We start from the raw sequence: 12979 nt of genomic DNA, 5'->3' as shown, positions 1-12979 counted from the left end.
CGCCGGGAATCGGACAACGGCGGCCCGGGCGCGGTTAGGCTGGCGGTGAAGCCGCAGGATGCGGAGAGTCAGGGGGCGGCCATGCAGCCGGGCCACGGGGGTTCCGGATTCCGGTCCGAGCGGACGGCGTCGGCGATGCAGGGGAGAGCCAAGGCGAGCCCTCCGGTCCCGCGCCGACCCGCCGACCGGAAGGGGCGTTTTTCCGTGCACGATTCCACACCCACGCCAAGAGGAAGAGAATCCGCCCACGCGCCGGGAGGGACGGAAGGGGAAATCGTCGAGAGCCACACCCTTTCGAACGCGAAGGAACTGGGGGCGTTTCTGCGCGCCCATCGCGAAAGGCGTTCGCCCCGGGACGTCGGGCTGCCCGATACCGGCCGACGGCGCACTCCCGGGCTGCGCCGCGAGGAGGTCGCCGCGCTCTCGGGGGTCGGGCTCGCCTGGTACACCTGGCTGGAGCAGGGCCGCGTGATCCCCTCCCGGAAGGTGCTGGAGGCGGTGGCCCGCACGCTCGGGCTGAACGCGGTCTCGTACCGCCATGTGCTGGCCCTGTCGGGGCTGTTGCCGCCCGCCCCGGACGGCGCGGGGCACGACGCGGTGGCCGCCGGGGTGCGGGCCCTGCTGGACACCTGGGAGAACAGTCCGGCGGTGCTGCTGGACTCGCGCTTCGACATCACGGCGTGGAACGAGGCGTACGCCGCGGTCTGGTCCGACCCGGCCGGGATCCCGGCCCGGCGCCGCAATCTGATGTGGTGCGTGGCCGGGAGCCCGGCGTTCCGTTCGACGCTGCTGGACTGGGAGCCGGTGGCGCGTGCCGTGCTGGCCCACTTCCGGGGGCAGACCGCCCGGCTCGCCGCCACCGACCCGCGCACCCAGGAGATCTACGCGACGCTGCGGGAGGACTTTCCCGAGCTGGCCGAGTGGTGGGAGTGCCAGGGGGTGGGTGATCTGACGGCCCGACGGGTCTCGGTGCTGCTCCCCCGCCACGGCGGGCTCGACCTGCTGTTCTCGGCCTTCCGGCCGGTGGACGACCCGGAGGCGCTCGTCCTGGTGCAGGCGCCGGCCGGCCCGGCCGACCGCGCCCTGGTGGCCCGGCTGGTACGGGAGAGCCGCGACCGGGGGGCCGGGGTCGTGTGCATCGGCCGGGACCGGTCCCCGGGTCATCCCGCTCCGTCGGCGGGCCCGGTCGCGGCGAAGAAGGAGCGCAGCTCGGCGTAGGTCTCGGCGGGCGCCTCCTCGGGCAGGAAGTGGCCGCAGTCCAGCGCCCTGCCGCGCACGTCGTCCGCCCACCGCCGCCACACGGCCCGGACATCGTGGTTCCGCTCGGTGTGCGAGCGCTTGCCCCACAGGGCGAGCAGGGGCGCCGCGATCCGTCGCCCCGCCCGCAGATCGGCCCGGTCCTGCTCCAGGTCGGGGCCGAACATCGCCCGGTAGTCCTGGCACATCGCGTGCACCACGGCCGGGTCGTCGGCGGCGGCGCGGTAGGCGGCGAGCGCCTCCGGGGCGAACAGCCCGGCGTGCGCGCCGAAGAGGAACGCCTCGCGGTCGCCCTCGATCAGCCGTTCGGCCGTCGGATACGGCTGGGCCAGGAGGAACCAGCGCCACAGCTGCCGGGCCGTCAGCGCGTCCACGGCGTCGAGGGCGTCCGCCGTCGGCACGATGTCGAGCACCGCGAGCCGGCGCACCCGCTCCGGGTGGCCCAGCGCCAGGCGGTAGGCGCACCGGCCGCCCCGGTCGTGGCCGGCCACGTCGAACCGGTCGAAGCCCAGCTCCGCCATCACCCGCACCAGGTCGTCCGCCATGGCGCGTTTGCCGAACGGCGCGGGGTCGGCGCCGCCCCGCACGGGCCGCCGGCTGTCCCCGTAGCCGCGCAGATCGGTGACGACGACGGTGAATTCCGTGGCCAGCAGGGGGGCCACGGCGTGCCACATCGCGTGCGTCTGCGGAAATCCGTGCACCAGGAGCAGGGGCGGTCCGCCACCCGCCGTACGGACACGCAGTGGTCCGCCGTCGGCCCCGGCGACGGTCAGCGAATCAAATCCCTCGAACATCACCATCGGCCCAGGCTAATCACCCCGAGGGTTTTGCGGAATTCATCGCGGATGCTGTTATCGGCGGTCACAGGATGGCCGGTGCACCGCCTCCATGATTGCCATTGACGGCATCGAACTCGCATTCCTAATGTGCGTCTGGAATTTCGAATTTCAGTCCTTCCGAAGTCTTCCACTCCGGTCGAAAGAGCTGCTCATGAAGCAGAAGTACTCCACCGACATGAGCCCGTCGGAGCGTGCCGCACTGTGGCGGCAACGGCTCTTCGAGGCAGAGGCCGGCCTGACGCGGTATCTCACCGAGAGCCGCGGCGGGCGGGACATCGACGGCTGGATCGCGGTGCGTTCGGAGATCTTCGCCGATCTGCCGGTCCGGGACGCCGGTCCCGGCGACTGGCAGCGCGTCTTCTTCCGCGCCCAGGCGCTCATGGAACGGTTCCTGGTCTCCCGCTGCGGGCACGGCGAACTCGCCGCCTGGGCCCGGGCCGGCGCCGAGGTGCACCGCTACGTCGAGCCCGGTCACGGCCGCGGCGCGCTGGACCCGGTCCTCCGGGTGGCCCGCCAGGCCGAGTTGTACGGTTCGCGCTACCGCGTCGTCGAGGACGGCGCCGACCGCGCCGTGCTGGAGATCTCGCACTGCGCCATCTGGGACTACCGGGAGCGGGCGCGCGCCCGGGGAGTCCGGATCACCCTGGACTCGCCCTGCGAGTACTGCGTGCACGCCACCGGCGCCAACATCGCCGCCAAGGGCTTCACGGCCCGTCATGAACTCACCGAGGGCCCCGACGGGCCGGGTTGCGTCTGGGAGGCCCAGTGTGCGGCATAGCGGGGTGGATCGACCGGGACCGCGATCTGCGGGACGAGGCGGCGACGGTGCGGGCGATGACCGACACCATGGTGGCGCGCGGACCGGACGCGGGTGACGTCTGGCTCTCCGAGCACGCCGCCCTCGGGCACCGACGGCTCGCCGTCATCGACGTCGAGGGCGGCGCCCAGCCGATGGAGGCGCGCGACGCCGACGGACGGGTGCTGGCCGTGATCACCTACAGCGGCGAGGTGTACAACTTCCGCGAGCTGCGCGCCGAACTCGTCGCGCTGGGGCACCGGTTCCGCACCTCCTCCGACACCGAGGCGGTGCTGCGGGCCCACCTCCAGTGGGGCGAGGACGCGGTCCGCCGGCTGAACGGCATGTTCGCGTACGCCGTCTGGGACGTGCCCCGGCAGGAGCTGCTGCTGGTGCGGGACCGCCTCGGGGTGAAGCCCCTGTACTGGACGGCCGGCGAACGGCGTCTGCTGTTCGGCTCGGAGCCGAAGGCGGTGCTGGCCAATCCGCTGTTCGCCGCGGAGACGGACGCGGAGGGGCTGGCCGAGCTGCTCGCGGTGCCGTCCGCGCCCACGCCGGGCCGCACGGCGTTCCGGGGCCTGCGGACGGTGCGTCCGGGGCACCTGGTGCGCTTCGGCCCGCAGGGGGCGAGCGAGCGGGCGTACTGGGCCCTGGAGTCCCGGCCGCACACCGACACGCCCGCCGCCACGGCGGCCCGGGTGCGGGAGCTGCTGACCGACACGGTCCGGCGCCAGTTGGTCAGCGACGTGCCGCTGGGGCTGCTGCTCTCCGGCGGGCTCGACTCCTCCACGCTGACCGCGCTGGCGGCGACCGGGTCCGGCGGCAAGCCCGCGACGTTCTCGGTGGACTTCCCGCCGGACGAGCAGCCGGAACGGCTGGGCGACTGGAACCGGGACAGCGACGCCCCGTACATCCGGGAGCTGACGGACCGGCTCCCGGTGGTCCACACCCCGGTGACGGTGACCGGCGACGAGCTGCTCGCGCACCGCGGGATCGGGCTGCGGGCCCGTGACCTGCCGGGCTGGGGCGAGCCCGATGTGTCGCTGCACCTGCTCTTCCGGGGCGTGCGGCGGCACGTCACGGTCGCGCTGTCCGGCGAGGTGGCCGACGAGGTGTTCGGCGGCTACCCGTACTTCCACCACGAGGGGCCGCTCGACGCCTTCCCCTGGCTGCGCGGCCGGCCGTCCCCGGCGAGCCTGCTGCGCCCGGACGTCGCGGCCCGGGTGCGGCCCGAGGAGTACGCGGCCCAGCGGTTCGGCGAGGCGCTCGCCGAAGTCCCGCACCTGGCGGGCGAGTCGGGCCGGGAGCGGCGGGCCCGGCAGATCTCCTACCTGGCGCTGACCCGCTGGCTGCCCGCGCTGCTGGACCGAAAGGACCGGATGAGCATGGCGGCGAGTCTGGAGGTGCGGGTGCCGTTCGCGGACCACCGGCTCGTCGAGTACCTGTGGAACGTGCCCTGGTCGCTGAAGAACCGGGGCGGGGTGCCCAAGGCGCTGCTGCGGCAGGCGGTCGGCGATCTGCTGCCGCCGCGCGTGCTGCACCGTCCCAAGAGCGGCTATCCGGCGAGTTCCGCGCCGGGCTACGGAGCGGCGCTGCGGGACCTGGCCGAGGACCTGGTGCACCGGGACGGTCCGCTGTTCGAGCTGGTGGACCGGGACGTCGTGAAACGGCACCTGGCCGAGGGGACGCCGCTGCCGGGGCCCCGCGCGGCGCCCCATCCGACCGGCGGCCTGGACCATCTGCTGGCCGTGGACCGCTGGCTCCGCGACCACCGGGTGAGGGTGCGATGAGCCCCGCGCCCGGACCCGGCGGGCCGACCGCGGCGGAGTATCTGGCCGCCGCCCGCACCTTCCCCACCGGGGTGACCGTCGTGGCCACCCGCTACCGGGACGGCACCCCCGCCAAGACCGTGTCGGCGTTCGCCTCGCTCTCGCTCGACCCGCTGCTGGTGGCGGTGGCGATCGGCCGGCACAGCCCGCTGGTCTGGGCCGCGCGCGCCTCCGGCGTGCTGTCGGTGAACGTCCTGCGCCACGACCAGCGGGAGGTCGCCGACTACTACGCCACGCCCGAGCGGCTCCGGGCCCAGCCGCCGCCGGCCGGCCTGAGCCGGCAGGACACCGGCGCGCCGGTCCTCGACGACTGCCTGAGCTGGTTCGACTGCCGGCTCGTCACGGTGACGCCCGGCGGGGACCACGCGCTGCTGATCGCACAAGTGGTCGGCGTGCGGACCGGCGGCGGCCCGCCGCTGGTCCACCACGGCGGGTGCTACCGCGGCCTCGGCCGCCTCACGCACCGCCGGGCGGACCCGGCCGAGGCGGTCCGCCCCACCGGCTTCCCGCCCCCTCCGCAGAGCCGGGCCCCGGCGCCCGGCCCGCGCCAGACGCCCGCGCACCGCCCGAACTCCGTCCCCCGCCCACCGGGTTCCGCCCCGCAGCACCAGAACTCCGTCTCGCGACAGCAAGGGACCTCACCATGACCTCCTCCCTCACCTCGGCCGTCGAACCCCTCGGCGCGCTCGACGGCGAACGTTTCCGGGCCGGCCTGGACGACGGCCGCAGTGTGTGGCTCGACGGCGAAGAGATCAAGAACGTGGCCGAGCATCCGGCGTTCGCCGCCCCGGTCGCCGAGATCGCCCGGCTCCTCGACCTCCAGCACGACCCGGCGCACCGCGAGCTGCTCACCGTCGAGGACCCCGCCACGGGGCTGCGGATCGGCCGCGGCTACCACCCGCCGCGCACCGCCGGGGAGTTGCGGGCCGCCCGGGACAGCGCGGAGGTGTGGATGCGGGAGTCCTGGGGCCAGCACGGCCGCTCCCCCGCCTTCATGTCCTCCGTCGCCGTCGGCCTGCTCGACTTCCGGCACCGGCTGGAGACCAACCGGCCCGGCTTCGGCGCGAACGCGGAGGCGTACCACCGGTTCGCCGCCACCCGGGACCTGCTGCTGACGCACGCGCTGGGCGACCCGCAGATCGACCGGTCCGCCAGTCCGGTGGACCACCCGGACCACGCGCTGCGGGTGCTGCGCGAGGACGACGCCGGGATCGTGGTCCGCGGGGCCAAGCAGCTGACCACCCTGGCCCCGTTCGCGCACGAGGTGCTGGTCTATCTCTCGGCGTCGTTCGCCCGGCGGGGCGCCGAGGAGTTCGTGGTGTGGTTCGCCCTCCCCCTCAACGCGCCGGGTCTGCGCATCCTGTGCCGCGAGCCGTTCGGCGCCGAACCGCACGGCCACGCACATCCGTTCGCGCGGCGGTTCGACGAGCAGGACGCGATGCTGTTCTTCGACGACGTGACGGTGCCCTGGGACCGGGTGTTCCTGCTGGGCGACGGGGAACTGGCCCGCGAGGGGCTCGGCCGGATCAACGCGTGGAGCCAGTACATCGGCCAGATCCGCTACCGCGAACGGCTGCGCACCCTGCTCGGCGTCGGCTCCCTGCTCGCGGAGTCGATCGGGGTCGACGGATTCCGCAACGTCCAGGAGGACCTGGGGGAACTCGCCGGGTACGCCCGGCTGCTGGACCACTTCCTGGACGCCGGCGAGGCCACCGCGTACCGCACGGACGGCGGGCTGCTGGCCCCCGGCCCCACCCCGGCGGCCGCGGTGTGGGCGGCACAGGTGGCGGGCCGGGCGGTGGGGATCGTCCGCGGCATCGGCCAGTCCGGGGTCCTGATGCAGCCCACCGAGAACGATCTGCGCGCGCCCGAGCTGCGTCCCCTGCTGGACCGCTACATGCGCGGCAAGGACATCGGCGCCGAGCACAAGTCCCGTCTGTTCAGGCTGGCGTGGGACCTGACGGCGGACAGTTTCGGACAGCGGCAGGACCTGTACGAGTACGTGCACCGGGGGGACCTGGCCCGCAATCGCATCAATCTCTACCGCGACCACGATCTGTCGTCGGTGCGCGAGCGCATCACGGCCCTGATCTCCGCCCCGCTGTGAAGGGACGCATCGGCATGAGAGACGGCATACTCGACCGCGCCCGCACCCTGTCCGGATACGACGAGGTCAGCCGGATCCGTCAGGCGCAGGACCACGACTGGGTCCTCGGCCTCGCCCCGCGGGACCCGCGCACCCTGCTCGATCTCGGCTGTGGGACGGGCGCGTTGCTGGAGGCGGCGCTGGACCGCTGGCCGGGCGCGGGACGGGCGGTGGGCGTCGACGGCTCGGCCCACCGGGTCCGGGAGGCCGGGGCGCGGCTGGCCGGCCGGGCGGAGCTGCTCACCGGGGACCTGCTGCGGCTGCCCGCCCTGGACGAACGGTTCGACGTGGCGTTCATGACGTCCGTGCTGCACTGGCTGTACCCGGACGAGGACCGGGTGTTCGCCTGGGCAGCCGCCCATCTGGCCCCCGGCGGCGCCTTCGTCCTGACCACGCACCACCCGGTGACCGACCGGGGCGGGCTCGGCGGCGAGGACGTCGTGGCGCTCGACGCGCTGCGGCTGCTCGGCGTCCCGGCCCGGCTGGGCCGGGTCGTGCCGATGGGGGTGCGGGCCCGTCCGGCGGACGGCGTACAAGCCTTGCTGGAACGGCACTTCACGGTCGAGGAGACGCACGAGCGGACGGTCCCGGTGCGCGCCGCCGACGCCCGCCGGTACCGCGACTTCCACGCGTCCACGTTCGGCACCTACTTCAGTCGGCTGCTGCCGGACGACCGGCAGACGGAGTTCTTCGACGCGGTCGGCCGGGCCGCCGCCGCCCGCACCGCGGAGCACGGCGAGGTCTACCGCATCACGGTGCGGGCCTGGCGGGCCGTGCCGCGCCCCCGGTGACCGCGCCGCCCTCCGCCCCGCCCCGCCCTTCCGCCCCCCCGTTCCGCTCCCCCGCCGGTCTTCCCGGTTCGCCCGCTTCCTCGTCGCACGTCTCTGAACGGAGCCCGTACGTGCCCACTCGCCGGTCCTTCCTCCTGCTGTCCGCCGGCGCCCTGACGGCGGCCGGCCTCACCGCCTGCTCGCCAGGCGCCGCGGCCGGGCCGTCCCCGGGCGGCGCGCCGCGGGACGGCGGGACCCTCACCTTCGCCACCGACGTCGAGCCCGACAACTTCGATCCCCATGTGTCACCGGCCGACATCGTCGGGGTGCTGATGCGCAACGTCTTCGACTCCCTGGTGGCCCAGCGCCCGGACGGCTCGTTCGAGCCGTGGCTGGCGAAAAAGTGGACGGTGTCGGACGACGGCCGGGCCTACACCTTCCGGCTGCGGGACGACGTGCGGTTCACCGACGGCGCCGCGTTCGACGCGGCGGCGGTGAAGGCGAACTTCGACCACATCGTCGCCCCGGCCACCAAGTCGCAGTACGCGGCCGCGCTCATCGGCCCGTACCGGGGCACCGACGTGGTCGACGCGCACACCGTGACGGTCCGGCTCGACAGGCCGTACGCCGCCTTCCTGCACGCGGTGTCCACGACGTATCTCGGCTTCCACTCGCCCCGGGCGCTGCGCGACCGCCCGGACGAACTGGCCGCGGGCGGCCGGGCGTCGGTCGGCACCGGGCCGTTCGTCCTGGTCTCCCGGGTCAAGGGCCAGCAGCTCGTCCTCGCCCGCAACCGGGACTACGCCTGGGCGCCCGCGTCCGCCCGCAACCAGGGGCCGGCCCATGTGGAGAGGCTGGTCGTGGCCTTCCTGCCGGAGAACGCGACCCGGGTCGGGTCGGTCACCTCGGGTCGGACGGACGTGGCGGACTTCCTGCCGGCCAACCGGATCGCCGCTCTCCGGTCCCAGCCGGGGCTCACCGTCAGCGGCCACGACTCGCCCGGCGTCGTCTACTCGTACTTCCTCAACACCGAACGCGCCCCCTTCGACCGGCGGGAGGCCCGGCTGGCCGTGCTGCACGCCGTGGACACCGCGGCGATCACCCGGGCGGTCTTCGCCGGTCAGTACCGGCGGGCGTGGGGCCCGCTCAGCCCGTCCACCCCCGGCTACACCCCCACCGTCGAGAACAGCTGGGCGCACGACCCCGACCGGGCGGGCCGGCTCCTCGACGGGCTCGGCTGGACGGGCCGGGACTCCGACGGCTACCGCACCAGGGACGGCCGCCGGTTCAGCGTGACCCTGTTGTACGTGCCCGCGTACACCAGGCCCGAACGGCGCACCTTCGACACCGCCGTCCAGGACGAGCTGCGGAAGGTGGGCGTCGAACTCGTCCTCAGGCCGATGGACGCGGGCGGCTACGCCCCGGTGCGGGACCGCGGGGACTACGACGTCATCGCGTTCGCCTGGGGCGGCTCGGACCCGGACCTGCTGCGCACCGTCTTCCACTCGCGCAGCCGGCTCGCGGACGGCGGGGCGAACGGCTCCCGGCTGCACGACCCCCGGATCGACGGCTGGCTGGACGCGGCGACGGCGGCCGCCGCGCGCGAGGAGCGCGAGGCGCTGTACGCGAAGGTGCAGCGGCGGGTCGTGTCGGAGGGCTACGCGCTGCCCGCGTTCGTCGGCGCCCGCCAGCTGGGCGTCCGCGGCCGGGCGCACGGCGTGACGTTCGACGCGTCGGCGTGGCCGCTGTTCCAGGGCGCCTGGGTGGACGCCGGCTGATGGCGGCGATTCCTTCCTGGGGCGGTGCGGTGGCACGGCGGCTGGGCGCCGGGGTGCTGGTGCTGTGGGGCGCGGCGACCGTGTCGTTCCTGGTGCTGCACCTGGTTCCCGGGGACGTGGTGGACACGGTGCTGGGTCCGTCGACGGCCGCGACGCCCGAGCTGCGGGAGCGGATCCGGGCCGACTACGGGCTGGACGATCCGCTGCCGGTGCAGTATCTGCGGGAGCTGGCGGGTCTGTCGAGGGGTGATCTGGGCCGCTCGTACCAGCTGGGGCTGCCGGTGCGGGACGTGCTGGCGGACCAGATCGCGCCGACCGCTCAGCTGGCCCTGGCGGCGACCGTGCTCGCCCTGGTCCTCGCGTTCGCGTCGGCCGTGGCGACCGCGGGGCGCGGGCGGGCGGCCCGGGCGGTGGTGTCCGGGCTGGAACTGCTCGCGGTGTCCGTCCCTTCGTACTGGCTGGGCATTCTCGCGCTGACGTTCCTGTCGTACCGCTACCGGCTGCTGCCCGCCGCGGGCGACCAGGGTCCGGCGGCGCTGCTGCTGCCCGCCCTCACCCTGGCCCTGCCGATCGGCGGGGTGCTGGCCCGGGTCGTGCGGCGGGAGCTGGACGAGGCGTCGGCCCGACCGTTCGCGCTGACCGCGCGGGCCCGGGGCGCGACCGGGCGGACGCTGCTGCTGCGGCACACTCTGCGCCACGCGGCGCTCCCGGTGGCCACGCTGTCCGGGTGGTCGGTCGGCGGGCTGCTGGGCGGGGCGGTGCTCACCGAGACGGTGTTCGCCCGGCCGGGGCTGGGCCGGGTGCTGGTGACGGCCGTGACGTCGAAGGACGTGCCGGTGGTGACGGCGCTGGTGCTGCTGTCCGCGGCGGCGTACGTCGTGGTGAACCTGCTGGTGGATCTCGCCTATCTGGTGATCGATCCGCGGCTGCGCACGGAAGGGGCGGGCGTATGAGTGCGGTGGCGCGGGCCGGGGCCGGGCACGCCGGCCGGCGGCAGGGGCGGCGGGCCGCCGTGGGGCTCGCCGGCGGGGTGGTGGCGCTGCTGGCGGTGGCGGTGCTGTTCCCCGGGGCGCTGGCCCCGTACCCGCCGAACGCCACCCGGGTGGTGGACGCGCTCCAACCGCCGGGCGGGGCCCACCCGTTCGGCACGGACGAGCTGGGCCGGGACGTGCTGGCGCGGGTGGTGTACGGGGCGCGCCCCTCGCTGATGATCGGGTTCGGCGCGACGTCGCTGGGGGTGCTGGCCGGGCTGGTCCTCGGGCTGCTGGCGGCGACCGGGCCGCGGGTCCTCGACCGGGTGCTGATGCGGGGTCTGGACGTGCTGCTGGCCTTTCCGGAGCTTCTGCTGGCGCTGCTGGTGGTCACCGTCGTCGGCCCGGGGACGGTGAACGTGCTGGTGGCGATCGGGGTCGCGAGCGTGCCGACGTACGCCCGGCTGGTGCGCGGCCAGGCGCTGCCGGTCGTCGGGTCGGACTTCGTGGAGGCGGCGAAGGTGCTGGGGGTACGGCGGCCGCTGATCGTGCTGCGGCACGTGCTGCCCCAGGTGACGGGTCCGCTGCTGGTGCCGGCCACCATCGGCACCGGCACGGCGGTGGTCTCCGGGTCGGCGCTCGGCTTCCTGGGACTGGGCGCCGCCCCGCCCGCCGCGGAGTGGGGGGCGATGCTGTCGGACGGCCGGGAGTTCCTGGCGACCGCGTGGTGGACGGCGACGTTCCCGGGGCTGGCGATCGTCGTGGTGGTGCTGTCGATGACGGTGCTCGGCAGGTCGCTGGGGCCGGACGCGCCGAAGGAGGCCGGGGCATGAGGGAGTTGCTGGCCGTCGAGGGGCTGGACGTGCGCTTCGGCGGCGGGCGCGGCGGCGCGGAGGGGTCCGGCGCGGTGCACGCCGTGCGGGACGTCGCGCTGTCCGTCGCCGCCGGGGAGTGCCTGGCCCTGGTCGGGGAGTCGGGGTCCGGCAAGAGCACGGTGGCGCGGGCCCTGCTCGGGCTCACCGGGGCCGGCGCCCGGACGACCGTGCGGACGCTGCGGCTGGACGGGCGGGACGCGTCGGGCTTCCGGGAGCGCGACTGGCGCGCGGTGCGGGGCCGCACCGTCGGCCTGGTCGCCCAGGACGCGCTGGTGTCGCTGGACCCGTTGCGCCGGATCGGGGCCGAGATCGCGGAACCGATGCGGCTGCACCGCACGGTCGGCCGGTCCGAGATCGGCGCGCGGGTCCTCGAATCGCTGCGCCGGGTGGGCGTCCCGGACCCTGAGGCGCGGGCCGCCCAGTATCCGCACCAGCTCTCCGGCGGGCTGCGGCAGCGGGCGCTGATCGCGTCGGCCCTGGCGGCGGGCCCCGCGCTGCTGATCGCGGACGAGCCGACCACCGCGCTCGACGTGACGGTGCAGGCCCAGATCCTGGACCTGCTTGCCGCGGCGAAGGACGACGGGACGGGGCTGCTGCTGATCACGCACGACCTCGGCGTGGTGGCCCGGATCGCGGACCGGACGGCGGTGCTGCGGAACGGTTCCGTGGTGGAGACGGGACCGGCCCGGGCGGTCCTGACGCGCCCTCGGCACCCGTACACCCGGGAGCTGCTGGCCGCGTCCGCGCAGCGCGCGCCCTCGCGCGTCCGGAGGCGTTCGGACCCGGTGCTGGACGTGGCGTCGGCGTCCCTGTCGTACGGGCCCCGGACGGCGGTGCGGGAGGTGTCGTTCACGCTGCACGCGGGCGAGACGGTCGCCCTGGTGGGCGGGTCGGGGTCGGGCAAGAGCAGCGTGGCCCGGCTGGTGACCGGTCTGTCACGGCCGGACTCCGGCTCCGTGCGGCTCGACGGCGAGCCCTGGTCGGAGCTGCCGGAACGCCTGCGGCGCCCGCGCCGCGGCCGGGTCCAGCTGATCCAGCAGGACCCGTACAGCGCGTTCGATCCGCGTTTCACGGTCTCCCGGATCGTCGCCGAGGGGGTCCCGCGTCACGAGGACCGGGCCGCGCGCACCCGCGAACTGCTGGGGCTGGTCGGCCTGGGACCGGAGCATCTGCGCCGCCGCCCGGCCGCGCTCTCCGGCGGACAGCGCCAGCGCGTGGCCATCGCCCGGGCCCTCGCCCCGTCCCCGGCCGTGCTGGTGTGCGACGAGCCGGTGTCGGCGCTGGACGCGTCGGTGCGGGGGCAGATCCTGGATCTGCTGGACGAGGTCCGAGAACGTCTGGGCACCGCCCTGCTGTTCATCTCGCACGACCTGTCGGCGGTGCGGCGGATCGGCGACCGGGTGCTGGTGATGAAGGACGCGGAGGTGGTGGAGGCGGGCCCGGTGGCGGAGGTGTTCGCCGCGCCCCGGCACCCGTACACGCGGTCGTTGCTGGCGGCGGCCCTCACGCTGCCGTCCGGGCCCGTCCCCGCCGGGGCGGCGCCCGGAAGCGGGCCGCGGGCGTCGCCGCCCGGAACCGCCTGACAGTACGCGGCGGCGTCGACCGACGCGCCGAGTCCACGCGCCGGTGCCCGAAATCCGTTCATAAAGCACCGACTTCCGGTCACAATCTGATCAAGCCCGCTTCGCCGTCCCTTACCCCACCGCGTCCGGTCTGAC

11 protein-coding genes are annotated in these 12979 nt (G+C 75.0%); 10 read left to right on the top strand and 1 reads right to left on the bottom strand.

Annotated elements, in window-relative coordinates:
* The first annotated feature begins 204 nt into the window (after positions 1-204).
* Positions 205-1218: a helix-turn-helix domain-containing protein gene (locus tag WA762_RS20800; protein ID WP_335937433.1), complete on the top strand. Its 1014-nt coding sequence runs from the start codon at positions 205-207 to the stop codon at positions 1216-1218.
* On the opposite strand, the gene WA762_RS20795 is transcribed toward WA762_RS20800, so the two are convergent.
* Complete coding sequence (locus WA762_RS20795) at positions 1161-2057, bottom strand: alpha/beta fold hydrolase (RefSeq protein WP_335937432.1); 897 nt, start codon at positions 2055-2057, stop codon at positions 1161-1163. The two genes, WA762_RS20800 and WA762_RS20795, sit on opposite strands and share 58 nt — an antisense overlap.
* A 190-nt stretch (positions 2058-2247) precedes the next feature.
* Here WA762_RS20795 and WA762_RS20790 point away from each other — a divergent pair, with 190 nt between their 5' ends.
* The 9 genes from WA762_RS20790 to WA762_RS20750 all read left to right on the top strand — a co-directional run bounded on the left by WA762_RS20790 (position 2248) and on the right by WA762_RS20750 (position 12844).
* The gene (locus tag WA762_RS20790; protein ID WP_335937431.1) at positions 2248-2874 is read left to right on the top strand and encodes a hypothetical protein; all 627 of its coding nucleotides are present in this window, start codon (positions 2248-2250) and stop codon (positions 2872-2874) included.
* Entirely contained in the window at positions 2862-4682 is a 1821-nt protein-coding gene (gene asnB, locus WA762_RS20785; protein ID WP_335937430.1) for an asparagine synthase (glutamine-hydrolyzing), read from the top strand. The genes WA762_RS20790 and asnB overlap by 13 nt, the downstream gene beginning before the upstream one ends.
* Positions 4679-5368, top strand: coding sequence for a flavin reductase family protein (locus WA762_RS20780; protein ID WP_335937429.1), 690 nt, complete (start codon positions 4679-4681; stop codon positions 5366-5368). Before asnB ends, WA762_RS20780 begins: the two co-directional genes overlap by 4 nt.
* The gene (locus WA762_RS20775; RefSeq protein ID WP_335937428.1) at positions 5365-6828 is read left to right on the top strand and encodes a 4-hydroxyphenylacetate 3-hydroxylase family protein; all 1464 of its coding nucleotides are present in this window, start codon (positions 5365-5367) and stop codon (positions 6826-6828) included. The genes WA762_RS20780 and WA762_RS20775 overlap by 4 nt, the downstream gene beginning before the upstream one ends.
* 14 nt (positions 6829-6842) lie before the next feature.
* The gene (locus tag WA762_RS20770; protein WP_335937427.1) at positions 6843-7658 is read left to right on the top strand and encodes a class I SAM-dependent methyltransferase; all 816 of its coding nucleotides are present in this window, start codon (positions 6843-6845) and stop codon (positions 7656-7658) included.
* Positions 7659-7768: 110 nt separating this feature from the next.
* Positions 7769-9415, top strand: coding sequence for an ABC transporter substrate-binding protein (locus WA762_RS20765; protein WP_335937426.1), 1647 nt, complete (start codon positions 7769-7771; stop codon positions 9413-9415).
* Complete coding sequence (locus WA762_RS20760) at positions 9415-10368, top strand: ABC transporter permease (protein ID WP_335937425.1); 954 nt, start codon at positions 9415-9417, stop codon at positions 10366-10368. The genes WA762_RS20765 and WA762_RS20760 overlap by 1 nt, the downstream gene beginning before the upstream one ends.
* The gene (locus tag WA762_RS20755) at positions 10365-11219 is read left to right on the top strand and encodes an ABC transporter permease (RefSeq protein ID WP_335937424.1); all 855 of its coding nucleotides are present in this window, start codon (positions 10365-10367) and stop codon (positions 11217-11219) included. Before WA762_RS20760 ends, WA762_RS20755 begins: the two co-directional genes overlap by 4 nt.
* Positions 11216-12844, top strand: coding sequence for an ABC transporter ATP-binding protein (locus WA762_RS20750; RefSeq protein ID WP_335937423.1), 1629 nt, complete (start codon positions 11216-11218; stop codon positions 12842-12844). Before WA762_RS20755 ends, WA762_RS20750 begins: the two co-directional genes overlap by 4 nt.
* The last annotated feature ends 135 nt before the right edge of the window (positions 12845-12979 follow it).

The organism is Streptomyces tyrfis (assembly GCF_037034285.1).
GTDB lineage: Bacteria > Actinomycetota > Actinomycetes > Streptomycetales > Streptomycetaceae > Streptomyces.
The sequence above is the reverse complement of the archived record's forward strand: the minus strand, read 5'-3'. Positions and strand labels throughout refer to the sequence as shown.